This is a genomic window from Nitrobacter sp. JJSN, from assembly GCF_051912485.1.
GTDB lineage: Bacteria > Pseudomonadota > Alphaproteobacteria > Rhizobiales > Xanthobacteraceae > Nitrobacter.
Genome location: NZ_CP196822.1, coordinates 2764861 through 2789463 on the forward strand (window position 1 = coordinate 2764861; position 24603 = coordinate 2789463).

At 60.6% G+C, this 24603-nt stretch carries 24 protein-coding genes; 7 read left to right on the top strand and 17 right to left on the bottom strand.

Annotated features, from left to right (window positions below; genetic code table 11):
* Window positions 1-110: 110 nt before the first annotated feature.
* Together ACSZOQ_RS13685 and ACSZOQ_RS13690 are read left to right on the top strand one after the other, a co-directional pair.
* Entirely contained in the window at window positions 111-1211 is a 1101-nt protein-coding gene (locus ACSZOQ_RS13685) for a helix-turn-helix domain-containing protein (RefSeq protein ID WP_439923036.1), read from the top strand.
* A 378-nt stretch (window positions 1212-1589) separates the two neighbouring features.
* Complete coding sequence (locus ACSZOQ_RS13690; RefSeq protein WP_439923037.1) at window positions 1590-2846, top strand: MFS transporter; 1257 nt, start codon at window positions 1590-1592, stop codon at window positions 2844-2846.
* 292 nt (window positions 2847-3138) lie between these two features.
* On the opposite strand, the gene ACSZOQ_RS13695 is transcribed toward ACSZOQ_RS13690, so the two are convergent.
* Window positions 3139-5040 (bottom strand): hypothetical protein, encoded by a 1902-nt coding sequence (locus ACSZOQ_RS13695; protein WP_439923038.1) that lies wholly within the window; start codon window positions 5038-5040, stop codon window positions 3139-3141.
* A gap of 345 nt (window positions 5041-5385) precedes the next feature.
* Here ACSZOQ_RS13695 and ACSZOQ_RS13700 point away from each other — a divergent pair, with 345 nt between their 5' ends.
* Both ACSZOQ_RS13700 and ACSZOQ_RS13705 read left to right on the top strand, forming a co-directional pair.
* Window positions 5386-6495 (top strand): molybdopterin-binding protein, encoded by a 1110-nt coding sequence (locus ACSZOQ_RS13700; protein ID WP_439923039.1) that lies wholly within the window; start codon window positions 5386-5388, stop codon window positions 6493-6495.
* A 1-nt stretch (window position 6496) separates the two neighbouring features.
* Entirely contained in the window at window positions 6497-8458 is a 1962-nt protein-coding gene (locus tag ACSZOQ_RS13705) for a molybdopterin biosynthesis protein (protein WP_439923040.1), read from the top strand.
* Window positions 8459-8499: 41 nt separating this feature from the next.
* Here the strand turns inward: ACSZOQ_RS13705 and mobA are convergent, their stop codons facing one another.
* The gene (mobA, locus tag ACSZOQ_RS13710) at window positions 8500-9153 is read right to left on the bottom strand and encodes a molybdenum cofactor guanylyltransferase MobA (protein ID WP_439923041.1); all 654 of its coding nucleotides are present in this window, start codon (window positions 9151-9153) and stop codon (window positions 8500-8502) included.
* A complete protein-coding gene (fdhD, locus tag ACSZOQ_RS13715) occupies window positions 9143-10033 on the bottom strand; it encodes a formate dehydrogenase accessory sulfurtransferase FdhD (protein WP_439923042.1) in 891 nt (296 codons plus the stop codon). The genes mobA and fdhD overlap by 11 nt, the downstream gene beginning before the upstream one ends.
* 177 nt (window positions 10034-10210) lie before the next feature.
* On the opposite strand from fdhD, the gene mobB reads away from it, so the two are divergent.
* The 3 genes from mobB to ACSZOQ_RS13730 are packed head-to-tail and all read left to right on the top strand — an operon-like array spanning window position 10211 to window position 12292.
* Complete coding sequence (gene mobB / locus ACSZOQ_RS13720) at window positions 10211-10738, top strand: molybdopterin-guanine dinucleotide biosynthesis protein B (RefSeq protein ID WP_439923043.1); 528 nt, start codon at window positions 10211-10213, stop codon at window positions 10736-10738.
* A 9-nt stretch (window positions 10739-10747) separates the two neighbouring features.
* Complete coding sequence (locus ACSZOQ_RS13725; protein WP_439923044.1) at window positions 10748-12004, top strand: molybdopterin molybdotransferase MoeA; 1257 nt, start codon at window positions 10748-10750, stop codon at window positions 12002-12004.
* Between the two features lie 45 nt (window positions 12005-12049).
* Window positions 12050-12292: a sulfurtransferase TusA family protein gene (locus ACSZOQ_RS13730; RefSeq protein ID WP_439923045.1), complete on the top strand. Its 243-nt coding sequence runs from the start codon at window positions 12050-12052 to the stop codon at window positions 12290-12292.
* Window positions 12293-12352: 60 nt separating this feature from the next.
* On the opposite strand, the gene ACSZOQ_RS13735 is transcribed toward ACSZOQ_RS13730, so the two are convergent.
* From ACSZOQ_RS13735 to ACSZOQ_RS13800, 14 genes are all read right to left on the bottom strand, one after another.
* Window positions 12353-12475 (bottom strand): hypothetical protein, encoded by a 123-nt coding sequence (locus ACSZOQ_RS13735; protein ID WP_439923046.1) that lies wholly within the window; start codon window positions 12473-12475, stop codon window positions 12353-12355.
* Window positions 12476-12664: 189 nt separating this feature from the next.
* Window positions 12665-13489, bottom strand: a complete 825-nt coding sequence (locus ACSZOQ_RS13740) for an extracellular solute-binding protein (RefSeq protein WP_439926059.1) — start codon at window positions 13487-13489, stop codon at window positions 12665-12667.
* Between the two features lie 19 nt (window positions 13490-13508).
* Complete coding sequence (locus tag ACSZOQ_RS13745) at window positions 13509-14234, bottom strand: ATP-binding cassette domain-containing protein (protein WP_439926061.1); 726 nt, start codon at window positions 14232-14234, stop codon at window positions 13509-13511.
* A 2-nt stretch (window positions 14235-14236) separates the two neighbouring features.
* The gene (locus ACSZOQ_RS13750; RefSeq protein ID WP_439923047.1) at window positions 14237-14929 is read right to left on the bottom strand and encodes an ABC transporter permease; all 693 of its coding nucleotides are present in this window, start codon (window positions 14927-14929) and stop codon (window positions 14237-14239) included.
* Window positions 14930-15236: 307 nt separating this feature from the next.
* Window positions 15237-16250, bottom strand: a complete 1014-nt coding sequence (locus ACSZOQ_RS13755) for a formate dehydrogenase subunit gamma (RefSeq protein ID WP_439923048.1) — start codon at window positions 16248-16250, stop codon at window positions 15237-15239.
* Window positions 16251-16306: 56 nt separating this feature from the next.
* Window positions 16307-16903, bottom strand: coding sequence for a formate dehydrogenase FDH3 subunit beta (fdh3B, locus tag ACSZOQ_RS13760; RefSeq protein ID WP_439923049.1), 597 nt, complete (start codon window positions 16901-16903; stop codon window positions 16307-16309).
* Window positions 16904-16915: 12 nt separating this feature from the next.
* Entirely contained in the window at window positions 16916-19867 is a 2952-nt protein-coding gene (locus ACSZOQ_RS13765) for a formate dehydrogenase subunit alpha (protein ID WP_439923050.1), read from the bottom strand.
* Between the two features lie 11 nt (window positions 19868-19878).
* Window positions 19879-20097 (bottom strand): twin-arginine translocation signal domain-containing protein, encoded by a 219-nt coding sequence (locus ACSZOQ_RS13770; RefSeq protein ID WP_439923051.1) that lies wholly within the window; start codon window positions 20095-20097, stop codon window positions 19879-19881.
* A 33-nt stretch (window positions 20098-20130) separates the two neighbouring features.
* On the bottom strand, window positions 20131-20907 hold the full coding sequence (locus ACSZOQ_RS13775; RefSeq protein WP_439926062.1) for a Cro/CI family transcriptional regulator: 777 nt from the start codon (window positions 20905-20907) through the stop codon (window positions 20131-20133).
* Window positions 20908-21030: 123 nt separating this feature from the next.
* Window positions 21031-21738 carry a DUF3306 domain-containing protein gene (locus ACSZOQ_RS13780; protein ID WP_439923052.1) on the bottom strand — a complete coding sequence of 236 codons (708 nt, stop codon included), beginning with the start codon at window positions 21736-21738 and terminating at the stop codon, window positions 21031-21033.
* Entirely contained in the window at window positions 21735-22253 is a 519-nt protein-coding gene (locus ACSZOQ_RS13785; RefSeq protein WP_439923053.1) for a DUF3305 domain-containing protein, read from the bottom strand. Before ACSZOQ_RS13785 ends, ACSZOQ_RS13780 begins: the two co-directional genes overlap by 4 nt.
* Window positions 22250-23257 (bottom strand): DUF6352 family protein, encoded by a 1008-nt coding sequence (locus ACSZOQ_RS13790; RefSeq protein ID WP_439923054.1) that lies wholly within the window; start codon window positions 23255-23257, stop codon window positions 22250-22252. Before ACSZOQ_RS13790 ends, ACSZOQ_RS13785 begins: the two co-directional genes overlap by 4 nt.
* Entirely contained in the window at window positions 23254-23793 is a 540-nt protein-coding gene (locus ACSZOQ_RS13795; protein WP_439923055.1) for a DUF6505 family protein, read from the bottom strand. The genes ACSZOQ_RS13790 and ACSZOQ_RS13795 overlap by 4 nt, the downstream gene beginning before the upstream one ends.
* Complete coding sequence (locus ACSZOQ_RS13800; protein WP_439926064.1) at window positions 23790-24533, bottom strand: biotin/lipoate--protein ligase family protein; 744 nt, start codon at window positions 24531-24533, stop codon at window positions 23790-23792. The genes ACSZOQ_RS13795 and ACSZOQ_RS13800 overlap by 4 nt, the downstream gene beginning before the upstream one ends.
* Between the last annotated feature and the right edge of the window lie 70 nt (window positions 24534-24603).

The following is a 24603-nucleotide window of genomic DNA, read 5'->3' on the forward strand; positions in this document are numbered from 1 at the left end:
CAGCGACCGATCTCCTGCACTGCACAATTTGTCGCTCGCTGAAAAAACTCGTTGTCGTCAATCAGTTGTACAAGCTATGCTCTTCGCGCGAGGCCTCCGAGTACATTCAGATGGTCCAACGCCTCTGGGTCAGCAGTAGCGGCTTAAACGGCTTCGAAGGCCTGCATCAGGCAGTGCAGGGTTCGCACGTTGACGTCGTGCAACTCGGACGCGGCGAGATGCGCGGCACACTGTCGCATGTCGGCATCGGTAATTTCTCCCTCAGCGTCGGCTCATTCAACCTCGGCGTTCGCGCCCAACGCACCTCCAGCGACGAGAAGCTGATCGTCGGAATGCTGCTGTCCGCAAAAGACCGCGTCACCCAATTTGCCTTCGACATGCGTCCGGCAGACGTGTTGGTAATCCCGCCGGTGATCGAACACGACGGCATTTTTCACGGCGCCTCGTCTTATGCAGCAATGCGCTTCGATCTGTCCGACGTTGTGTCTATGTTCGCTGGTGAAGCGCGCTTGAGCGATCCCGCGATATGGTACGAGAAAAGCCATTATCGCGCTGGCCCGTCCCCCCAGACAGCAACGGCCTGCCTACCGCAGATCGTCTCCCGCCTCGCGCAGCATCAAGATGCACTGACGGAAGCGTCCGCCGATTTCTGGAAGCGTGCCATCGTCGATTGTTTCACCGCGACGATCTTTCAATCGTTGCCGCCGGACGAGACCCGCACGCTGCCCTCGGCGCTGCGGCTCGTGCACAATGTGGAGGACTATCTGGCCACCGCCGACGTGCGTCCGGTGCACGTGTCGGAGCTTTGCGCTGCGTTCCGTGTGTCGCGGCGCGGGCTGCACCGCGCCTTTCATGACGTGTTCGGCGTCGGGCCGGTAACGTTTCTGCGTCACAAGCGGCTTTGCGCGGTTCATTCCGCGCTACTGGATGGCTCGCCGGGCGATACCACTGTCGCCAAGGTAGCCTTGCAACAGGGCTTCGTGGAACTCGGACGCTTCTCTCAATACTATCGCGCGCTGTTCGGCGAATACCCTTCCGAGACGCTGGAACGACGGGGACGCCGATCGTCGCGAACGGAGCGCAACATGCCGCGCATCCCAGAGCCCACGGATGACTACCGACCGCTCCCATTTTTCACGCGAAACTCTGAACAAGCCACCCTTGGAGTTGGCGAACATCCAGCACGCCTTGGGAGCAGACGCTCGGCGTGATTGTAGAAGGCTGGTCTACCCGCAGCATCACAGAACGCATGCGCGAATTCAGGCCCGCAAGGACGTGTTCAAGAGACCTCCCGAGCGTTCGGTTGCGGCGATCTACAATGCCGACCGCCCAACTGATCGCGATTGAACTCGTCTCCGATCTGAGCCGCATCAAAGCGGAATAGACGCGAAGACCGCCAGGAAATGCTATGTAAACTAGTTGACTTATGACTGCCATAAGTGGCTCATTAAGTGTCGTCGGGAAAGCCTTGCGCGCCGGCGATATAGGGGCATGGCGGGCGTTACTTGCCCGTCACAAGCCTAGGCGGAAGCGGAGCTTGATGTGTTGCAAGCGCGATCTAAGCGCGATCTCTTAATTAAGGAGCAGTCGTGAAAAATTCAGTTATCGGAGCTGATGCGGCGGCCGAACCGCAGGGCAACACCAGGATTCTGGTGATATCGACCGTGGCGTTTTCGCTCGGTTTTGCGATTTGGGGGATGTTTTCTGCGCTCGCCCCTTTTCTGATTGAGTGGTACCATTTCACGAGCACTCAGGTGCTCATCCTGGCCGCGATGGAGCCGCTTTTCGCAGCCGCCATCAGCATCCCGCTTGGCATCTGGACCGACAAGTATGGCGGCCGGACGGTTTTTACGATTTTGCTGGTTTGCCTCGCCGTCGTCCTGATTTTGGGGACTTTCGCCGAAGGCTATTACTCATTTCTATTTCTCGGAATGATGCTCGGACTGGGCGGCGCGAGTTTCGTGGTCGGCAATGCCCACGTATCGTCCTGGTACCCCAAATCGAAACAGGGGACCGCTTTGGGCCTTTTTGCTCTGGGCAATATCGGGATCACGATCGGGATGATGACCGTCACGCTTGTGATCACGAGATTTGTCGACACGAGCGACCCGGATGGCTGGCGCATCATATTTCCGATTTTCGCCATTCCCACGCTGGCGATGGCGGCGGTCTACATGTTCTTCACGTCGGACCCGCCGAACAGAAAGCTCAAAAACATCTCGACGCGTGAAATCTTCGCCGTATACCGTTCGGGCATGCTGGTTTGGCTGGTGCCCGGCCTTTACTGGGTGGCATTCGGCACGCTGGTGTTCTTCGCGTCGACGATGCCGACCTATCTGGTCGACCACTGGCACGTAGAGCCCACTAGCGCATCCGCGTTCTACACTCCGATGCTGGTCGTCTGCGTCGCCATCACCCGGCCGCTCGGCGGTTGGCTCGCCGACCGTTTCGACGTTCTGAGCATTCTGAGCTTGTTGTTCGGGGTGATGTCCGCGCTGACGGTGCTCCTGGCCTTGCAGATTTCGCTGAGCCTCGAGCTGTTTGCCATTTATGGACTCGCGCTGTTGTCCGGCGCCGCCGCGGCGGCAGTCATCAAGCTGATCCCGATGTACTTCGTGCACGTAGGCGCGGTCAGTGGATTGGCGAAAGCCGCCGGTGCAGCCTGCGGCTTCACAATGACCGCTATCCTGGCCGCCAGCAATTATCTCTTGGGCAGTTACACCTTGGGTTTCCTGGTCTGGGCGCTGATGAACATCGCCGCGTTCTACGTCTCGTTCTCGCGAGTCGGCTTCAGGGATGCCAAACCAATTCATACAGCGATCGCAGAATCCGTTCCTGCGCACTGAGAAGCCGTTCAGGAGGTTCGGGAAAGCAAAAAGGGACGGCGCAAATTGCGGGGGCGACAGAATGCGGGCCAACAAAAGTCAGTTGAGCTCGCGAGTCGCCCTCCTCATACGATTCGAGTAGCAAGAAGCTCCTGTGCTGCAGCCCGAATGTCTACTCGTCCTGGAAGTCTCTGTCTTAAGACCCTGACGGCGAACCGATTCGCTGAGTTCTCCGAAGGCAACCGCAGCTCTTTACCGCTGAATTGGGACACGAAGGACGCCTCGGCTCCCGTCGTCCTGCGGATCGAAGCCGTTACAACCCGATGAGATTGACCAACTCTATGTCCGTCATCGTCATTCGCGGTGTCGGTCCGTCAGCAGCGGCCTGGAACTGAAGATTCCAGTAGAATTCGCTGGATTCCTGACTGCCCGCTGCAAGTCCTTTAATCCCGACCAGGATGGCGGTGGCCGCAGCGGTGTAACCGAGCGCGTACGCTGACCCGTGATGATACACAGGCTGCCATACTCCCGGCGCCGCAGGATGGACGTCGACTGCGTATTTGAGATGCGAGAACTTCGGGAAGCTGATCGAAAGGGTTTGATTGAGTGGAATCATCGGACTGCCAATCGTCTTATACGGCTCTCCGATTCCTGCGAATCGCGGGTCACCGGAGGCAGCGAACCCGGATACCTGACGCTTGTTCGTAACTGCCGCGGCAGCTCGTGGATCGCTGAAGAAACTTCCCCATCGCCAGTGGGTGTGGAAACAATCGTGATCGCAGAACGGTGCCATGGGAATGAGCTCCATCGTCCCCCGCCATTTCGGGTCCGATCCGTAGAATGGATCAGCGAGGAGCTGATTGGCCACCATCCGCGGCGCCATGTGGACGCTGTCGAACGAACCTTGCCGCTCGACTTTCTGCACGGTGACCCGTTGGAGCGGCAGGAAGTCAGCCTTCACTGGATTGCCAAAGGGCAACATCCTGGCGAGGCGTGCGCTGGGCCTGGAACGCCCCATCTGCAAGAAGTTGTTCGCTAGCGGAGCGGCACCGGGAAACGCCGCGAGCAGCGTCCCCAACGTGCCGGCAATGATGGGATTGCTGCCGTAGTGCGAATGATCCGGACGCGACCAGGCGTTGGTTAACTGCCTTGGCCCCAAGCCCCGAACGACGACGTCCGTCGATGCGCCCATCGGCAGAGTGCCGGGCCACGCACCGGACAGAGGGGTCATCGTATAGTCGAAAATTATATCCCAATAGGGAAGCTGCACGAGCTGGAGACCGTCGGTTCCTCTGAAGACGTTGGTGTCCGTAACCAAAAGCGGTGCGATGCCGGGCGCCATGTCCGGATGGTTCATTATCCGTGGCACGCCTCCGGTCATGAACAATCCGTAGTAGCCGGCTTGAGGCGGTCGCCGAACGGTGACCTCCGCCTGTAGCGACAGCTCATGCTGATCGGCACCCAAGGAGACATCTAGCCGCTTGTTGGACATGATCATGAGGTGAGGAATTATGCGGCCCATGCCGATGAGCCCACCCGGCTCGAAGTCGGCCGCCTCGCTGAAACAGGCCAGGCTGATGCATACCAAAACGAAGTGATGATCCTGCGACGGGTCGCTCGCGCTCGTGGTCGAGCCTGGCGGTATCGTCCCCGACTCCTGTCCAGGGGCCGGCATGAAGTCGTTCCTGTTGAAGCGCTCCGGGCTGACCGGAGTCGGCTGACCGTTGGGGAGTCGCACGCTCAGGTCGTAAGCGAAGGCGGCTACGAAGCTTTGATCCAGATTTCCAGAGATAGGCCACATCGGATTGGTAGTGCCCGAATTTGTTCCCGCGCTCAGGAAGTAACCTTTAACGAAGTAGCGTTGGATGAGAGGCAAAAGCAGCCGCTCAGTGGGAAGCACGATGTGAACCGGCCCCCATTCAATCTCGTTCGCGACAGTCATCCAACCCATGAAGTCCTGACCGTGCATAGCCGCCATTGAACGAGACCAAACTTCGACGCTGGTCGCTTTGTTCATCGGCATCTCGCCGTTCAGTTCACGCAGACCGGAATAAGACCATACCCAGAGCGGTTGCGTCGTCGGTCCGGCAGAATTCGGGTTCGGTCTGCTTGCGAAGTCCTGCATCCCCACGTCCATCTCAGTGAGATTCTGGGGATTCGGCGTGGCTCCCACGACGACCAGCATGTCTTTCATGAGCTGATCAAGACTCGGCATAGTCAGCCTTCCTTGTGTTGATGATCGATCACTCACCCGCAGGACGGGGGCGCCTCGCCATAAGGGGCAAAAACAAACTCAACGGATTCAAGTCGAACATAGTTCGCTGAAGCACTGCAAAGTGTCAATCGGCGTTCAAATTTGACGCTGCATGCAGGAGCGACCGACATATCTGCCGAAATGGTGGAGATGATCCATGCCAATCGAACGCATCAAGCGTGCCACCATCGCAAACCGGCGCTTGCAGCATCAGATACAGGCCGCTTAAACTCTAATCGACGATAAGTTTCTGTTCGCGAAATATACCAAATTTGTCTCTTAGTCTTCTGACGACGGCCACACCTCATGGTCACGCAGTGCCTGCCAGCATCGCTCACGCCGCTCGAAGCCGCGGTTGCGGTCTTGCTGCACGAGCTCGAGGCGGTCACGCCGGAGGACCTTCCTCTTGCCGAGGCGCTCGGCTGCGTCGCGGCCGAAATGCCGGCGCTCCCGTCAACGCCGGTCTACGATCTTGCCGCCGCCGATGGCTGGGCGGTGAACGCCAATGATGTGGTCGGCGTCTCATCCTATTCGCCGCTCGCCCTAGCGAGGCCGCCGACTTGGGTCAACGTGGGCGATGCAATGCCGCAACACTGCGACTGTGTGCTTGATGTCGACGCGGTCGATACATCGGGTCCGATCGTCGAAATCATCGTTGAGGGTGCGCCTGGGCAAGGTATCCGGCGTGCCGGCAGCGACATCGCTGCGGACCGTCCTGCGATTGCGTCAGGTCATTTGATCTGTCCGCGCGATCTTCTCACGGCGCGGACCGCCGGGTTGGAAACGCTCAACGTGCGCCGTCCGCGGCTCCGCATCGTCAATCTTCCAGGCGGCACGGCGACAGCCCATCTGATCGCCGACCATGCTCGCGCCAACGGCGCCCGAGTCACGGAGATCGAAGCAGAAGCCCGCGATGCGGCGTCCATCGCGGACGTGCTCGACCCGGTCGGCGCGGACCTACTGATCGTTGTAGGCGGCAGCGGTGTCGGCCGCAACGATGCAACGGTCACCGCGCTCGCCCGCCGCGGCGAGGTGCTTGCCCATGGCGTCGCGCTGCAGCCCGGGCGCACCGTAGCCATTGGACGGGCTGACGCAGTCCCCGTCCTCGTAATGCCCGGTGCTCCCGATCACGCACTCGCCGTATGGTTCGCCTTGGCGCTTCCGGCACTGGAGTGTCTGTCCGGACGACGATCGCGGGAATCGCGGCTCCTGCCCTTGTCACGCAAGATCGCCTCGAGCGTCGGCCTCGCCGAGATCGCGCTGCTTGAGGAACGGAATGACGCGTGGCTTCCCCTGGCGACCGGTGACCTGCCGCTTCATGCCATGGCCCGCGCGGATGCGTGGCTATTGATACCAGGTTCCAGCGAAGGCTTTGCGGCGGGCACGCCGATCGATGCCTATCTATGGCGTGAATGATATGGCTCGGAAGATGACCGACATCCCGTCCCCGAACGATCGCGATAGCAGCGAACAGGACCAATTCCTCACGATCCTGTCGCGCGAAGAAGCTCTCAAACGGTTTGAGGCCGCGCTGTTTCCGCGCGCGGTCACGCTGGAGCAGCGCAGGCTTGCCGATGCGCTCGGCAACGCGCTCGCCGACGATGTGGTGGCGCCGCTCGACGTGCCGCCTTTCGATCGTTCCAATGTCGACGGTTTTGCTGTTCGCTCGGTCGATCTGTCTTCGGCGACCGAAGGCGCCCCGGTGCGGCTCGTGCTGAACGACGAAACGATCGCCTGCGGCACCGCGCCCAGCAAGCCGGTGCTGGCGGGAACGGCGACGACGATCGCGACCGGCGGCCCTTTGCCGCGCGGCGCCGATGCCGTCGTCATGGTCGAGCACACCCAGCCGGCGGGCGGCTCCGCCATCGACGTGCGTCGCACCGCTTCGCCCGGACAATTCGTCTCCTATGCCGGCTCCGACATCGCCCGCGGCGAGACGGTGCTGCGGGCAGGAACGGTGATCGGCTCGCGCGAGGTCGGCATACTGGCGGCATGTGGCATCGCGGACGTCAGTGTTGCCCGGAGGCCGCGCGTTGCTGTCCTCTCGACAGGCGACGAACTGGTGCAGCCAGGTTCACCGCTCCGACCCGCCGCGATCTACGATACTAACGGCGCGATCGTCACCGCGGCGATAGATGAAAACGGCGGGGATGCTGTTTTTCTCGGCGCTATCCCGGACAATGATGCTCAGCTCGAGGCGGCAATGCGGCGCGCGCTTCTCGAAAGCGACATGCTGGTGCTGTCCGGCGGTACCTCCAAGGGCGGCGGCGATCTGTCTCACCGCATCATCGGCCGGCTCGGCAGGCCGGGCATCATCGCGCATGGCGTTGCCCTCAAACCGGGCAAACCGCTCTGTCTGGCCGTCTGTGACGGCAAGCCGGTCGTCATCCTGCCGGGATTTCCGACCTCGGCGATGTTCACTTTTCACGACATGATCGTACCGGTGCTGCGGCGATTGGCCGGTATGCCGCCGCGCACCGATGCCAAAGTCAGCGCGAAGGTTCCGATACGGATCGCTTCCGAACTCGGCCGCACCGAGTTCGTTATGGTGTCGCTGGTCGAAGGTCGCGACGGATTGATAGCCTATCCAACCGGCAAGGGCTCTGGTGCGATCACCTCGTTCGCACAGGCCGATGGTTTCCTGCGTATCGATACATTGGCCGATCACATGCCGGCCGATACCGAGGCGGAAGTCACGCTGTTCACCCCGCATGTTCGAGCGCCGGATCTTGTGATCATAGGGAGCCATTGCACCGGCCTTGATCTCGTCACCACGCCGCTCGCGCGCGCGGGCCTCATGGTGCGCTCGATCGCGGTCGGCAGCCTCGGCGGACTGGCAGCGGCGCGGCGTGGCGAGTGCGATCTCGCGCCTATTCATCTGTTCGACGATAAGACGGAGACCTACAACACACCATTCCTGGTCGAAGGACTCGAATTGCTGCCGGGTTGGCGCCGCATGCAGGGCATTGTGTTTTGCAAGGGCGACCGCCGATTCGAAGGCGCGAGTGCGCAGGAAGCCGTGCGTGCCGCGCTGGCCGATCCTGCCTGCATCATGGTGAACCGCAACCAGGGCGCAGGCACGCGGATCCTGATCGACCAGCTGCTCGGAGGTGCGCGGCCGGAAGGCTACTGGAACCAGCCACGTTCGCATAATGCGGTTGCCGCAGCCGTAGCCCAGCGTCGCGCCGATTGGGGCATGACCATCGCGCCGGTAGCGCGGGCCTCCGATCTCGGTTTCATTCCGCTCGCCGAGGAGCATTACGATTTCGCTATGGTAACGGCGCGAAAGCAACGTCCTGCGGTACAAGCCTTTCTCGACGCGCTGGCATCGGACGAAATCCGTACAGCACTGGAACATGCCGGCTTTCGGCGAGCGTGATCGATTCTAATATTTTAGAGCGGGATGCGGGCGGAAAACCGTTACACACTTTTCCTCATCCCGCTCTCATCCCCGTCGAGGGCGGCCAGCCGTTCCGCCTCCGCGATGTCTTCGACCGTGTTGGCATTGAAGAACGGATCGAGCGGTTCGATCGACCAGCTTACGGTCGCGAGCGGGTAGCGTGCGGTCCAGCGGTCGATCTTGCGGATGTCTTCTTTGACCAGCGCGCGGCGCAGCTCCTCGCGAAGGCCGACATGCCAGAGCCCGATCACCGGATGCGATTGTCCGCCGGACGCGGCCACCGCGAGTTGGGCCTTCTCTGCCGCGCGGACCTGATGCAGACGCACGACCAGATCGCGCGGCAGGAACGGGCAATCCGCGGCGGCACTTAGCACCCACTCGACCCCGGGGCGGTTTGCGGTCACCCAGTCAAGCGCAGCAAGAATGCCGGCGAGCGGTCCGGGAAAATCGGGCACGTTGTCGGCGACGACCGTAAGCCCGAATGTAGCGAACCTTCCCGGGTCGCCATTGGCGTTGAGGATGATTCCATCGCATTGCGGCTTCAGCCGCGCGATCACGCGCTCCAGAATGGTACGACCCGCGATCGTCCGCATCGGCTTGTCGCCGCCGCCCATGCGTCGCGCAAGACCGCCGGCGAGCAGCACGCCAGGGGTCGGCGGAATCTCAATCGTCACCGCCTTCCCCCTTACGCTTGTGCCGCGCCGACTCTTCCTCGATATAAGTGATATTCTGGTCGTGGACGATGCGCTCTTCGCCCGACAACGCGATGAAGCGTTTTCCCCGCGCGCGCCCGACCAGCGTCAATCCCACTTGCCGCGCCAGATCGACGCCCCAGGCGGTGAAGCCCGAGCGCGACACCAGGATCGGAATGCCCATGCGCACGGTCTTGATCACCATCTCCGAGGTCAGCCGTCCTGTGGTGTAAAGGATCTTGTCGGCGGGATCGACGCCGTGCTGGTACATCCAGCCGGCAATCTTGTCGACGGCGTTGTGACGGCCGACATCTTCGGTGTAGCAGAGCGGCGTGCCTTCCCTGCACAGCACGCAGCCATGGATAGCGCCAGCCTCAAGGTAGAGCGAGGGCATGGTGTTGATCGTGTGCGTCATCTGGTACAGCCAGGATGTGCGCAATTCAGCCTTGGGAAGTGCAACGCTTTCGACCGCTTCGAGTAGATCGCCGAATGCCGTACCCTGCGCGCAGCCGGAAGTCTGCGTACGCTTCTTCAGCTTGTGCTCGAAATTGGTGTGATGCTCGGTCCTGACCACCACGACCTGCAGATCGTCGTCATATTCGACCTCGGTGACGACGTCGTCGTATTTCAGCATGTTCTGGTTGAGCAAATAGCCCAGCGCGAGATATTCCGGATGGTCGCCGATCGTCATCATGGTGACGATCTCCTGAGCGTTCAGGTAGAGCGTCAGCGGCCGCTCCATCGGCACCTTGATTTCGACATTCGCGCCGGTCTGGTCGATCCCGGTGACGCGCTGGGTCAGCCGTGAATCGTCCGGACTCGGGACGATCAGGGGGACCGGCGATTTTTCGATCTTCATCATACCAAAGACGCTAGCATGACATTGGCGTTGAACCGATATAAACATGCGGAGAACGGATTACACGCCGCCGTGCCTTTCGTTGCGAGCGCAGCAAGAGTGGGTGGTACGAAAGCAATCTGGATTGATCCGCCCCGTCGCTGCTCGCGATGGCGCGGAAAGTGAGTACCGAGGCCTAGGATGAAAGTGATCGGCCTAGCAGGATGGAGCGGTGCCGGGAAGACCACGTTGCTGACCCGCCTCATCCCGTATTTGCTGAAAGAGGGCCTCCGTATTTCCGTAGTCAAGCATGCTCATCACAATTTCGATGTGGATGTGCCTGGCAAAGATTCCTGGCGTCACCGCGAGGCGGGCGCAACCGAAGTCCTGGTTTCATCCAAGCGGCGCTGGGCGCTAATGCACGAGCTGCACGAAGCTCCCGAACTGCACCTTTTTGAATTGCTGCCAAAGCTGGCCCCGGTTGACCTCGTCATCGTCGAAGGGTTCAAGCGCGAGCCGCTGCCCAAGATCGAGGTACACCGAGCCGGCAACGACAAGCCTTTCCTGTTCCCTGACGACCATAACATCGTCGGCATCACCGCGGATATTCCTGTTGAAACCAAGCTGCCGGTGGCCCACCTCGATGATATCTCCGCGATCGCCACGCTCGTGCAGCGCGCGGCGATGCCCATGGAGGAGATCGATAGAGTGCGCGTGGCACGAGGCTGAAGAGGCGCCATGGCTCAATTGTCCGACGATTGTTTTGCCTTCGGCGGACCGATGATGTCGGTCGATAACGCGGTCGGCCTGATCGCGGCGTCCGTCAACGCGATCATGGACAGCGAAACGGTACCCCTTCTCGACAGCGATGGACGCGTGCTCGCACGCGACGTCACCGCGCCGTTGCCGCTACCGCCTTTCACCAATTCCGCGGTCGATGGTTACGCGGTGCGTAGCGAGGACATTGCGAAAACGGCGGAGCAGATCCTGCCGGTGGTCGGCCGCATTCAGGCTGGCGCCGCGGCGTACGAGCCGTTGCAGGCCGGTCATGCTGCGCGAATCTTTACCGGCGCGCCGATCCCGCCGGGCGCCGATACGGTGTTCATGCAGGAAGACGTCCGGATCGATTCATTCGGCAAGGTCGTTTTGCCGCCTGGCTTGCGGCCGGGGGCCAATGTCCGTCCCGCGGGTGAGGACATCCCACAAGGCAAAATTGGCCTGCGTGCCGGTCAGCGCCTGAGCCCACAGCACGTCGCTCTCGCTGCCGCGTTCGGCTTGACCCATCTCAAGGTCGTCAGACGGATCCGTGTCGCGGTATTTTCGACCGGCAACGAGTTGGCCTCGCCGGGCGAAGCGCGTGCTGGCGCACAACTATACGATTCCAACCGCTTCATGCTGATGGCAATGCTGCGCAGGCTCCGCTGCGAGATTACCGACCTCGGCATCCTGCGTGACGACGCTATGTCGCTCGCCAGCGGTCTCAAGAAGGTCGCAGGCGAATGCGATCTGATCCTGACCACCGGTGGCGTTTCGACGGGCGAAGAGGATCATGTCAAGGCGGCGGTTGAAAGTATCGGCACGCTGGTGATGTGGCGCATGGCGATCAAGCCGGGCCGCCCCGTCGCGATGGGGATCATCGGCGGCACGCCCTTGATCGGATTGCCGGGCAATCCGGTCGCGAGCTTCGTCACCTTCGTTCATGTCGTGCGGCCGACGGTGCTGGCGTTGTCGGGCGCCTTGCCCGAACCGCTTATCCCGATGCCGGTGCGAGCGGCTTTCGCCTACAAGAAAAAGGCGGGCCGACGCGAATATGTCCGCGCCAGCTTGCGCAAGGCCAACGATGGTGCACTCGAGGCGATCAAGTTTCCGCGCGAGGGCGCCGGACTTTTATCGTCGCTGGTCGATACCGATGGTCTAGTCGAGCTTGGTGAATCCATTACTCAGATCGAGCCCGGGCAGAGCGTCGGATTTCTTCATTATGCCAGCCTGCTGTGAGGATCCTGCGTTGACCTTGACCCCACCCACCGTCATCTTGCGCACATGAACAGGACGAAACTCGATCTTACCGGACTGAAATGTCCATTGCCGGCCTTGAAAACAAGAAAGGCGCTGAAGCCATTGCGGACGGGCGATCAGCTCGAAGTGCATTGCACCGACCCATTGTCGGTCATCGATATTCCAAATCTGATCCGCGAAACCGGCGACAGGGTCGAAATTACCGAGCGCAGCGAGCAGCGCATCGTTTTCCTGATAGAGAAAACGAATGGCGAGATAAAAATCTGAACATTTCGGTCCAGAGTTCGCGCCGCTGGTTATCGGTCCGTCCACGATAGATAGTGATCACTAGAGGCGAACACCTGATGTGGAGAAGGCAACACTGACCGGTTTCTGAACGACATTGAGGCCCTCGACGGCCACAAGCGCAAGCACGACGGCGCAGACGCACGCCAGCAAAAAGGCTTTCATTCGGGTGTCCTCCAGAACGAGGTAATCATTTGCAATATATCAAAATTCCATCTTTCCGACAAAGCTAAGTATCGGGTCTGGCGTACCGATCTGCGGGCGCGCATCACCGATGTCCACGCAGCGACATCCTCATCCAGGCTTTACAAACCGCGACGGCAGCAGCCGGTGAGTGACCGGCAAAGCCCCCTGTCACGCGCCCGGATCGTTGGCATTCGGATAGAACAATTGATTGCTGTCGATCTTATAGTTGGCGATTGCCGTCTGCCCTTCCGGCGAGATCAGCCAATCGATGAACTGCTGACCGAGCGTCGTCTTAACCGCTGGATGCTTTGCCGGATTCACAAGCATAACACCGTATTGGTTGAAGAGGCGCTTGTCGCCTTCAACAACGATCTCGAGGTCACCGCGATTCTTGAAAGATAGCCAGGTGCCGCGATCGGACAACACGTAAGAATTTGAGGCCGACGCGATGTTGAGCGCGGCGCCCATCCCTTGGCCAATTTCCTTGTACCACGGCCCCCTATCCTTCCCGATGTCGATGCCGGCCATTGTCCAGAGCTTGATCTCGGCAATATGCGTGCCGGAACGGTCGCCGCGCGAAACGAACGACGCGCCTTTATCCTTGATGGCGGTCAACGCCTTGACGATGTCTTTGGTGCCCTTGACTCCGACGGGATCGCTCTTGGGCCCGACCAGGATGAAGTCGTTGTACATGACGGGATACCGTTTCACGCCAAAGCCTTCGGATAAAAACTTCTCTTCTGCTGATTTGGCATGGACAAAAACGACGTCGGCGTCTCCACGCCGTCCGGTGTCGAGAGCCTGGCCGGTCCCCTGCGCGACAACCTTTACGTCGATTCCGGTGGCATTCTTGAACAACGGCAGGATGTAACCAAACAGGCCTGAATCCTGCGTTGACGTCGTCGAAGCGACGACGATGGATTTGTCTTGGGCGAGAACTGGAAAAGCAAAAATCGCCGCGGCAGCGGCAATCAGCAGTCTGCGAGCAAGCATTTGATTTCCTCCGGTTTTGTCAGACGAGCAAATCACCGCTGATGAAGATTTTTGCCTCGTCACTATGCGGTTCATTGAAAAACATTGAAGCGGCACCGGTCTCAACCACGCGACCGCGATGCATGAAGACAATGTCTCCGGCGAGACGTCTGGCGGACCCCAGGTCGTGGGTCGACATGATGATCTTGATGTTGCGCGCGGTGACGGTGCGAATGACATCCTCGACCGCCTTGGCGGCCGCCGGATCAAGGCTGGCGCTCGGCTCGTCGAGGAAAAGCACCGCGGGATCGCGCGCCAGCGCACGCGCAAGCGCAAGGCGCTGCTTTTCGCCACCGGACATCCGGCGCGCCGGACGGTCGCCGAATTCGGAAAGTCCTACAAGCGACAGCAACTCGGCGATCCGGGCATCATGTCTTTCGCGCGGCATTCGGGCTGAAGCCTTGAGTGCATATCGCAGATTCTCGGCAGCCGTGCGTCTGAGCATGACGGGATGTTGAAACACGATTGCCCGACGCACCGGCGCGACGTTCTCCCGTCCTCCCCAGGTGATGGTTCCAGCGGAGGGCGATGTGAGCCCCATCGCAATGCGCAGAAACGTTGTCTTGCCGGAGCCATTTGGCCCGATCAGCACCGTTGGCGGTCCCGCTGCCAGCGCAAGGGTAATCCGGTCGAGAATGGTAACGCCATGAGTCTCGACGGTGACGTCGCTAAAACAGATCGGCAACTCGGCGCTGGGAGCCCGCATGGTCATCCTGCATATCGCTGGGCCGCTCGCCCCGCGGTCCATGCCAGCGCATTGACCAGCACGACAATAGCAATAAGAATTACGCCAAGGCCGATGGCGAGCGGCAGGTCGCCCTTAGACGTCTCCAATGCAATGGCAGTCGTCATGGTCCTGGTGAAGCCTTCGATATTGCCGCCGACAATTATGATAGCCCCGACCTCTGCTGCCGCTCGCCCGAATCCGGCGAGCACGATGGTGATGAGGCTGAAACGGCCGTCCCAGATCAGCGTTCCCACGCGCCGGACCGCGCCGACATTCATCGCGGTGAGTTCGTCGCAATATTCCCCCCAAAGATCCTCGATGGTCTGACGTGTCAGTGCGACAATGATAGGCGTCACCAGGATGACCTGCGCAAAAACCATCCCAGTCGGCGTAAACAACAGACCTAATGGGCCGAGCGGACCCGATCGCGAGAGCAGCAGAAAAACGGCAAGGCCGGCAACAACCGGCGGCAAGCCCATCAACGCGTTGAAAACGACAACGACGACGGCCCGGCCGGGGAAATGCGTGAGAGCGATGGACGCACCGAGAGGGATGCCAATCAAGGTCGCGACGCCGACCGCGCTCATGCTCACAATCAGCGACAGCCGGACGATCGCAAACAGCCCGGGGTCACCGGCCAGCAAGAGTTGAAACGCCGAGACGGTTGGTTCCATGCCGCCTATCTTGCGCAAACTTCACGGAAATGGTCAATTTCCGAAGAGCAATCATCAATTTGTCGATTGATTCATATGATGGAACTGTTGACCATCGATGAAGCGGCCCGAGCCTTCGGCTGTCCCGCTCGCGGCCTAATGGGCCTATGATTCTAGCGCTTTTCGCCTGACGCGCTTTCTTCATCCGAACTGGTATCTATCCTCGGATCGAACCCGAGGACAGGCTTCGCTCGAAAACACCATAGACATCAGCCGCCGTGACAAAACGCCGGGGTGGATGGAGAAAATCCGACACAGGCCTGAGGTTCTACTCCGCTGGCGTTACCGACGGCCGACGGGGTGTTTCGTTGGCGCCGGTGCGGGCATTTTGCTCATCGAGCCAGAGGCTATGATGTTCCCTGGCCCAGTTCCGGTCCACCGTGCCCTCGCCCATCGCCTCAAATGCTCCCTCCATTCCAATCGTGCCAATGTAGATATGCGCCAGCATAACGGCGACGAACAGCACTGAGACCACGGCGTGAACGACATGTGCGAGTTGCATGCCTTCGATGTCCGTCAAATAGAACGGGAACATCAACAGATAGCCGGTCGCCGCTACAAGGCCTCCACCGATGACGACGATCCAGTAGATAGCCTTCTGACCGGCATTGAAGCGGTAAGCCGGCGGATGGTCATGACCGACCATGCCACCGCCGCGCTTGAGCCACTCAACATCGACCTTGTTGGGAATGTTGCCGGCGATCCACATCAGGAAAATCAGAATGACACCGAGGGTGAAGGGAAAGCTCAGATAATTGTGCGCGTACTTTGCCCACTGCGACCATTCCGAGAATGCCTCAAAACCAATCAAAGGCAGCAAAAGCGGACGACCGAAGGTAATGTTCAAGCCTGAAATTGCGAGAATGATGAAACAGGTTGCGGTCATCCAGTGCACGAAGCGCTCGAAGGCCGAGAAGCGGACGATGGTGCGGCCAGAGCGACCGCTTTCGATGCGAACCATGCCCCGCGCCAGATAGAAAATGCAGAGGATGGCAAGCATGCCAAGAATTGCGATGCCGCCAATCCAGCGCAGCGTGACATCGCGGAAATGCCGCCAGTCCCGCCCAGCCGGTTGTTCCAGCACGCCTGAGCGCTGATTTGGAATGCTGACGCGCCCCTGGATGTGGTTCTGTTCCTGAAAAAGCTTCTGCTCCGTCACGGCGCTCGCGGTCGGGTCGACCCGGGACGGCTGCTGGGCGGATGCCGGAATAACCAAAACGAGGATGAAAAACACGGCCCAGGCGCAGGCGACGAAGCGAACATATCTTGCAAAAGACGCCATGAGGATTCTCCTCGATTGTCAGCCGCGCCCGTCGCGCAGCCGCTCTCACCCGCGACTCACGACGCAACGCTCTCCCGGTAGGCTGTCTGCCAACCCCACGCACCGGAACCGTACCCCCGTTTTGTCACCCTCTCCTTGTAGATTTGCGCGATGATTTCGCCATCGCCAGCGAGCAACGATTTGGTCGAGCACATCTCCGCGCACAGCGGCAGCTTGCCTTCGGCAAGACGATTGGCTCCGTATTTCTCGTATTCTTCCTTGGAGCCATCGGCCTCCGGCCCGCCAGCGCAGAACGTGCACTTGTCCATCTTGCCGCGCGAGCCAAAGTTACCGACCTTCGGATACTGCGGCGCGCCGAACGGGCATGCATAGAAACAATAGCCGCAGCCAATGCAAAGGTCCTTGGAGTGCAACACCACGCCGTCTTCCGTGGTGTAGAAGCAGTTCACGGGGCACACCGCAGCACATGGCGCGTCGGTGCAGTGCATGCACGCCATCGAGACCGAGCGCTCGCCCGGCTTGCCATCGTTGATGGTCACGACCCGGCGCCGATTGATCCCCCATGGCACCTCATGCTCATTCTTGCAGGCAGTAACGCAAGCGTTGCATTCGATGCAACGATCGGCGTCGCAGAGAAACTTCATCCGGGCCATGGCTGTTGCTCCTTATGCCGCGACGATCTGACAGAGCGTGACCTTCGGCTCCTGCATGCCCGTTGCAGGATCGTAGCCGTAGGTCGTGATCGTATTGGCACTCTCGCCCAGCACGATCGGATCGGTCCCCTTAGGGTAGTTGTTGCGCAGATCGACGCCTCCGAACCAGCCACCGAAGTGGAACGGCATCCACGCCACGCCCTTGCCGACCCGCTCCGTCACCAGCGCCTTCACCTTCGCCCTCGAATTGTTCTCGGCGCCCGTCACCCAGACCCAGCCGCCGTCCTTGATGCCGCGCTCGGCGGCGTCCGCGACGCTGATCTCGATGAACATGTCCTGCTGCAGTTCGGCGAGCCACGGATTGCTCCGAGTCTCCTCGCCGCCACCCTCATATTCAACCAAGCGGCCCGAGGAGAGGATGAGTGGGAATTGCTTGGCGATTCCCTTCTCGACCGCGGCCTTCTGCACGGAGAAGCCGATGTTGGGCAACCGGAACTGCTTGGCGTCCGGCAACGTCGGATATTGCGACACCAGATCGACCCGCGGGGAGTAAATGGGTTCACGATGCACCGGGATCGGATCCGGTAGACCGAAGGCATTCATGCGCGCCTTGCCGTTGCCATAGGGAACGCAGCCATGCATCAGCGCCACGCGCTGAATGCCGCCCGAGAGATCGAGCGACCAGGACACCGTATCCGGTTTGTCGGGATTGACCTTGTTGATCGTGGCCATCTCGCTCTCGGTCAAATCCTTGTCCCAACCAAGCTTCTTCAAGCTCGCCAGCGTGAATTCGGGATAACCGTCCTTGATTTCCGAATCCTTCGAATAGGATCCATCCGCGAGCAGGCTGACCTTGCGGGTGCTGCCATCGGGCAGCTTCTCCTCCCGCTCGATTCCGAAACGCGGGCGGAAGCAACCACCGCCATCCATGACCGCAAGGTTGGTGTTGTAGAGCAGCGGCGTGCCCGGATGCCGCACCTCCGGCGAACCCCAGCACGGCCACGGCAAGCCGTAATAGTCACCACCGACTTCCGGATCATCCTTTGGCGCGCGCATGGTGACCAGATCGAACTTGTGCTGGTTTTTCATGTGCGCCTTGAGGCGTTCCGGCGACTGGCCGCAATAACCGGTCGACCAGCTCCCGCGATTCATCTCGCGAAGGATATCCTCCGCCACCGGCAGGTTGTCCTCGACCTTGATGTTCTTGAACATCTTGTCGGCAAAGCCGAGCTTGCTGGCGACCAGATACATGACCTCGAGGTCGTCCTTCGACTCGAAGACCGGCTTCACGATCTGCTCACCCCATTGCAACGAACGATTCGAGGCGACGCGCGAGCCCTTGCATTCGAACTGCGTGGCAACCGGCAAAAGATAAACACCGTCCTTGCGGCCGGACTGCACCGCGAGCGAAGCCCATGTGGTCGGATGCGGATCGGCGATGACAAGCAATTCCAGCGCCTGGAGTCCCTTCAGCGATTCGGGAATTCGCGTAATGCTGTTGCTGGCGTGTCCCTGCACGAACACTGCCTTCACATTATCCTTTTGGGCCACGTCGGCTTTCGGAAGGATGACCGCGTCGAACCAGCGCGTCAGCGGAATGCCGGGTGTTTCCATCGTTTTCTTGTCATCGAAACGCGACACCAAGTAGTCGTATTCAACCTCCCAGACACGCGACCAGTGCTTCCAGGCACCTTCGGCCAGGCCGTAGTAGAAAGGCAGCGTCACGATATCGAGCCCGACATCGGTCGCGCCTTGCACGTTGTCATGCCCGCGGAAGATATTGGCGCCAGTGCCGGGCTTGCCGACGTTGCCGGTGAGCAGCAACGCGATGCAGCTCGCGCGCACATTCGCCGTGCCGACCGTATGTTGGGTCTGCCCCATGCACCAGATCAACGTCGCGGGCTTTTCCGTCGCAAACATCTTGGCGACGCGCTCAAGCTGCGCGCCCGGAACACCACTGACGCGTTCGACTTCTTCCGGAGGCCACTTCTCCACTTCCTTGCGAAGATCGTCGAAGCCGTAAACGCGTTGCTGGATGAATTCCTTGTCCTCCCAGCCATTCTTGAGGATATGCCACATCATTCCGTACAGAACCGGAATATCCGTTCCCGGCCGCAGCCGCACATAGTCGGTCGCATGTGCGGCGGTTCGCGTCATGCGAGGATCGATCACGACGACATTTGCCTTGTTCAGCTCGGCACCTTCTAGAAGGTGTTGCAGCGAGACCGGATGCGCTTCGGCGGGATTACCGCCCATAATGATCTGCGTTTTGGAGTTGCGGATATCGTTGAAGCTGTTGGTCATCGCGCCGTAGCCCCAGGTGTTGGCCACGCCGGTCACAGTTGTCGAATGGCAGATGCGCGCTTGGTGATCGGTGTTGTTGGTGCCCCAGAACGCACCGAGCTTGCGGAACAGATACGAACCTTCGTTCGTCATCTTCGCCGAGCCGAGCCAATATACCGAATCGCCGCCGGACTTCTCGCGAAGCTGCATTAACTTGTCGCCGATCTCATTGATCGCCGTCTCCCATGAAACGCGCGTCCATTGCCCGTTGACAAGTTTCATGGGGTAGCGGAGGCGACGCTCGTCATGGACGAGTTCGCGCACCGACGCGCCCTTGGCGCAGTGCGAGCCGCGATTGATCGGCGAATCCCAGCTCGGCTCCTGTCCTATCCAGACACCGTTCAGCACCTCTGCAGTAACGGTGCAGCCGACGGAGCAATGCGTACACACGCTCTTGCGAACCGTCGCGCCCGACGTCAGCGGCCCCGCAGCCGCGGCTTCGGCCTTGCGGACGGTGCCAAGTGGCAGCGTGCTCAACGCGGCAAGGCCGCCGGCGGCCAGACCTGAGCGACGCAGGAACGTACGGCGATCGAAGCCACTTCCCTGCTCGGTCAATATCCCGAGAGCCGAACCCCCGCGCACGCTTTGCGCATTCTGTCGCTGCGCTCTCTTGATCAGCACGGCAGCCTCCTTCAGCCCGGATAACGGTTGACGCGGTAATACGCCTTGACGTCGTCGGTTACCCGATAGCGGGATTTGCGCTTCTCATCGTAGGTCTCGCTATCGGCCTTGGCGGACGACGCAAGCGGCGATACAGCCAGCACGCCGACACCCAGCGCGCCGACGCCGACCCCGCGCAGGAAACCACGACGTCCGACGGCTGCTTCGCCGTCATCGTTGTCGTTTTTCATCGCGAGTCCTCCTTGTGACCGTTCGATTACCGTTCAGTTGGCGAGCGTAAAGGCCTCCGCTTCAATCTCCAGAAATAGGCGGCCAAGCGACCCGACTGATCGATAGAAATTCGCGCCGGCAGCGTTCTCCATATCGGCGAACAAGCGCCCCATCCAAGGCGCGACATGCCTCTCAAACATCAGGCGCTGTGTTTCTCTGGAAGCCGGGATGCCGCCGCCTGCCAGACCGGCCATGATCTCGCATAGTGTCGACGCATGATCCTCGGGCTCGAAATTGTTCTCGACGCGTTCAATGCCGAGCGCAGCAAGATCCTGTCGCAAGCGCGACAGCGGCCGTTCGTTGAGGAAGCCGGTAAGATAGAACGATGCGTAGGGCAATAATTCGCCTCGCCCCAGGCCGATGAACAAGTCGAAGTATTCGCGCTCGACGACGGCGGGAGCGATTGTCGATGCCGCTTCTGCCAGCCGGGCGTGCGCCAATTCCAGTGGCGTCGCATCGCCGTGCAGCCGGGCAATCTGTGCGAGCAACGTATCCGACGGGGCGCGCGACAACAGCGTGGCAAGCAGCGCATATTCCTGGGCACGGCCGATATCAACGTCGTCAACGTCATCAGCCACGGCCAACTCGCTATAAAGATCAGGACGAAGTTCTATGCGTGATATGCCGGTTACGGCTTCAACAGCGATCACCCGCTCGGCGGGGACCCTGTTCCAGTTCGATACCGATGGCTGCGTGATGCCTATTCTGCGGGCAAGCTCGGCCTGTCCACCAGCCACCTGAATTGCCCGATTTAATCCTGAATCGCGCATGTTCATTTCCCGAGCGGGCGCCCCAATGCGCCTCTTCTCTTTGGAACCATTAAAAGTTAGGCCCGCGCGCTGACGATCGTCAATGGCCAACTATAGGATCTGCCTATATCTTTCGTCGCAATGCTATCTTGGCAATGCGCTGCCGTGAGTAGGACGAGCAACTAAGGTTCCATCATCTCTTCGCTGACCGTTCTTTTGCCGTTCGCGGAGGTCAGGGTCAGGGTCCAGATCTTGCGTCGCAACATATTCCGGCTCGATCGGTTCCGCTCTGCAAACGATTTGTTCGACCGGTACTGCGGCTACATCAGACACCTCCGGCGACTCATTTCGGTCAGCCTTCGCCGACGGAGCCGGTTCAGTTCCGGAATTCGGAGCATCAAGGCCCGCGATGTCGTCGGTCGCGCGCCGCACGCCACCAACGATCTTGGCGACCAGATCGCGCAGCTGTTCCGGTGTATAGTCCAGCGGACCGAACCCCGGCATCGCATCGGGATCATTGAAATCCCAGGCATTCTCGGCAAGCCCGACGAAGTCGCGGATTGTCGGGTCTGCGATCCAGGCACGACGGAGCGCTTCACGACTCAATGCCAGCGGAACGCCCTTGCGCAGGAACGCCGTGACGTCGGTGGTCGCTGATATCGACTCAAGCGACGGCAATGTCGCCAGATCGAATTCCTCGACACCGTTCGACGGTGGCGGGACGCTCTCGTCCTCCTGTCCCTCGTTCTTCTGCTCCTCGTTAGCCTCGGAAACAGGCGCTTCGGACCGGGCGGATACGCTCGCCGTGCGTTTGCGGCGTGACCAACGGCTCAGGAAGCTGTTGTCCGTCATTCGTCCCGACCTCCGCGTGAGCGCCGCCCGAGTGCTTCGAGATTCGCGCGACCACGCTTACGCTTGACGAACTCTTCCCTCTCGACGTGGTGTTCGGCGATGAACCGTTCAATGGCGCCGCGGATAACATCCGGCATTGGCACCGGTTCGACAAGATTGGCCGATGCGTCAGTGAAACTCTCGCCCTCGGCAGAATCGGCCGTAACCGCCGTGACCGCATAAGGCCACGGACCTTCGGACGGGCTCATAATCACCCAGATGCTGGCTGCGCCGGAGGCCAGATTTTCGCGATAACGCCCCGTCTCCGAGCGATAGAGATCGAGTGCAGCACTCCCGGCATAATAAAGCGTGCTATCTGCCCCTTCGCGCAACATCGTCCATGGCTCAATGTCCGGCGCGTCGGGTAGCACGCCGACCGCGCGCCAGATAAAATCGGTCCAGTCCGATGCCGCCGCGCGGCGTTCGATCACCACGCCGACGGGAATGCGCACAAGCGGTAACGCGGCAGGACTCAACTTGCGGCCTCCAGATGCTTGACGGGCAGCCCGGTGACCAGATTCTGCGGTTTCATGCGCAGAATTTGGTCGGGCGATGCCGCCAAGATCAGATAAACTGGCTCATTCATCCGCCCATCGATGATGGCTGTATGATCTGAAAACACAAGCTGGAAAAGCGCCACGACGCGGCCCGCCATGCCGTCGTCGAGGACTTCGTTATTCCAGAGCCGGTCACCAATCCTGGTCGCCTCAGAGTCAAGCCCCACGTACCAGGTGAACCCTGCATCGCGCAGTTCCGCGAGCGGCTCGATCGTCACATCGACAGAGAGCAGATGCCGGATCCAGCGGGTCATTGCTTCTGCAAGGGCTGCCCGACCACGCCCTCCGGCCGAGAGATCCAGCCCCAGGTCAAACATATCGCTGCGACGCCAATAGCTGGCTGCAGTCGCGTCGTCCATGACCTCGATCTGTCCGTCGGCGGGTATTTCCAGCAACGACAAGAGCGGCGTCACGGGCGCCGGATTCGCGCTCGCGATCCATTCCTCATCGGCCGCTATCATGGATTGTTGATTCAGCATGATGTGCTGCGGTCGGAAAAACAGTTCGCCGGCACGTAAAACGAACGGATCGTCGCAGCCATCGAGCGCGTTGCGCAGGATGACGTGTGTGAGCTGATTGACGAACAGCGGCGGCAATGTCATCGCCCCGCTACGCATCAAGGCGAGATAGGCGGCCTCGAGCGTCTGGTGGCGCAACAACAGCTCGCGAAACGTCAGCACAAACTGCCAGTTTTCTCGCGCGTCGGGATCAGCGATTGCGGAAATGTCGGCCGCCTCAACGGACCGTCGTGGTTGAGCCAGCAACGCCGCATGCAATTTTCGCTCGAACGCGCAAGCATCCGTTGGCGGCATCAATTCGGGCCGGATGAAATAGGCCTTGAGAAATTCGTCGGTGGCGATCAGCCCACCGCTCGGTCCGCGGTCGAGCAGATGATGGCCACAGGATATCCAGAAATCCCTCATTCGTGCTCACGCTCCACGGAGATGCCGGCCAGATCGATCTCGTCCGCCGATGGTTCGGCGTCATCGACTTCCAGAAACGAGAATGCGCGATGGGGTTGCGATCCGCAGCGCGACCGCAGCGTACGAAATGTTTCGCGGATCTCGCCATTCTCTACCGTGCGGTGGACCGCGATCAAGATGCCCGCTTGGTCATTGCAAAGCGATTCGGCGAAACCGACCTCTTCCTCCGCCGCCCTTCGCGCGGCGGCGAGATCAGGCGCGCCGAGCCGCTCGATCAAACGTCGCGCAAGCAAGTCCACGACCGTATCGCGATCGCCATCGTTCACGTCCACGATCTGAACGAGAGTTGACCAACCCCACGATTGCAGGCCGAGAAATCCGCTGCGAAAGGCGGAGCGCGCCTTGCCGTGCAGCGTCGTCGGGTCATCACTCCAGAACCGGAAGGTGCCCGGCACCGCCCATTCGCCCGGCTCGGCGGCCGGGTCGAACACAAACGTATCCGATGGATCGAGTGCGATTGTCCGGAGCAGCTTCACAGGCGCGGCCCTCCCGTGTCCGGATCGAGCCACGATGGCGCATTCAATGCCGGCAGCAATTCACGGCGCACGGCGCCGGTGTCGCCTGTCCGGCGCGCAAGCAAGTCGCCATTCTCGGCAATCTCGCGGACAGAGCCGGGCGAGCGCGGCAACCGTTGCGCAAATTGCCGCGCCAGGCCGTCAAATCCGTCCGATTGCCAGACATCGATTGACGTCATCAGGTGGCGCGCAAAAGCCTCGGTCAGCTTTGCGGCACCGACATCGCCGAAACCTTCCTGCTCGAGCGCCGACGCGAGGGGATGCGCGCCGGGCTCCTCCCCCGACATCAACACCGTACGGATCATGGCGCCGAATACCAGCCATTGCGGCCGTTCATCCTCCCTCGTGCCCCTTGGCCATCCAAGACGTCCGCCGCCAGTCAGACCACCATCGATGCGAATGGCATCCGGCCAGTCGACTGTCACCGATTTCCCCGGCGGCGCATGGGCCAGCAGGGCGTCGCTCAATGCGACCATGCCGGCGTAAATGGCGCGGCGCGCCGTGCGCAGCGGTTCATCCGGCTCCAGAACCACCGCGAATTCCGCAACGTCGAAACGTCCGACATAGACCAGCGTGCCGGCCCCGCATTGCGACGCAATATCCACCGCATGGGTGAATGCATCCGAGCGCTCGCGCAGCGTCACCAGCGTAAACGGCGGCGGCAGATCGAGAACCTGCTCGAAGGGTGCGCGGACGCGCATGGTCGGCGACAAGACGACCTCCGGCGACTATTTCATTCGTTCCTATATAGCTATAGGCTTCTGACTTCCG

Coding starts and splice junctions, on each gene's coding strand:
- ACSZOQ_RS13700 (WP_439923039.1), top strand. CDS start 5,386: ATGGTCACGCAGTGCCTGCCAGCATCGCTCACGCCGCTCGAAGCCGCG.
- ACSZOQ_RS13755 (WP_439923048.1), bottom strand. CDS start 16,250: ATGGCGTCTTTTGCAAGATATGTTCGCTTCGTCGCCTGCGCCTGGGCC.
- ACSZOQ_RS13740 (WP_439926059.1), bottom strand. CDS start 13,489: ATGCTTGCTCGCAGACTGCTGATTGCCGCTGCCGCGGCGATTTTTGCT.
- ACSZOQ_RS13800 (WP_439926064.1), bottom strand. CDS start 24,533: ATGCGCGTCCGCGCACCCTTCGAGCAGGTTCTCGATCTGCCGCCGCCG.
- ACSZOQ_RS13790 (WP_439923054.1), bottom strand. CDS start 23,257: ATGAGGGATTTCTGGATATCCTGTGGCCATCATCTGCTCGACCGCGGA.
- ACSZOQ_RS13780 (WP_439923052.1), bottom strand. CDS start 21,738: ATGACGGACAACAGCTTCCTGAGCCGTTGGTCACGCCGCAAACGCACG.
- ACSZOQ_RS13685 (WP_439923036.1), top strand. CDS start 111: ATGGTCCAACGCCTCTGGGTCAGCAGTAGCGGCTTAAACGGCTTCGAA.
- ACSZOQ_RS13735 (WP_439923046.1), bottom strand. CDS start 12,475: ATGAAAGCCTTTTTGCTGGCGTGCGTCTGCGCCGTCGTGCTTGCGCTT.
- ACSZOQ_RS13705 (WP_439923040.1), top strand. CDS start 6,497: ATGGCTCGGAAGATGACCGACATCCCGTCCCCGAACGATCGCGATAGC.
- ACSZOQ_RS13745 (WP_439926061.1), bottom strand. CDS start 14,234: ATGCGGGCTCCCAGCGCCGAGTTGCCGATCTGTTTTAGCGACGTCACC.
- ACSZOQ_RS13730 (WP_439923045.1), top strand. CDS start 12,050: ATGAACAGGACGAAACTCGATCTTACCGGACTGAAATGTCCATTGCCG.
- ACSZOQ_RS13695 (WP_439923038.1), bottom strand. CDS start 5,040: ATGCCGAGTCTTGATCAGCTCATGAAAGACATGCTGGTCGTCGTGGGA.
- ACSZOQ_RS13750 (WP_439923047.1), bottom strand. CDS start 14,929: ATGGAACCAACCGTCTCGGCGTTTCAACTCTTGCTGGCCGGTGACCCC.
- ACSZOQ_RS13725 (WP_439923044.1), top strand. CDS start 10,748: ATGGCTCAATTGTCCGACGATTGTTTTGCCTTCGGCGGACCGATGATG.
- mobB (WP_439923043.1), top strand. CDS start 10,211: ATGAAAGTGATCGGCCTAGCAGGATGGAGCGGTGCCGGGAAGACCACG.
- fdhD (WP_439923042.1), bottom strand. CDS start 10,033: ATGATGAAGATCGAAAAATCGCCGGTCCCCCTGATCGTCCCGAGTCCG.
- ACSZOQ_RS13775 (WP_439926062.1), bottom strand. CDS start 20,907: ATGCGCGATTCAGGATTAAATCGGGCAATTCAGGTGGCTGGTGGACAG.
- ACSZOQ_RS13770 (WP_439923051.1), bottom strand. CDS start 20,097: ATGAAAAACGACAACGATGACGGCGAAGCAGCCGTCGGACGTCGTGGT.
- fdh3B (WP_439923049.1), bottom strand. CDS start 16,903: ATGGCCCGGATGAAGTTTCTCTGCGACGCCGATCGTTGCATCGAATGC.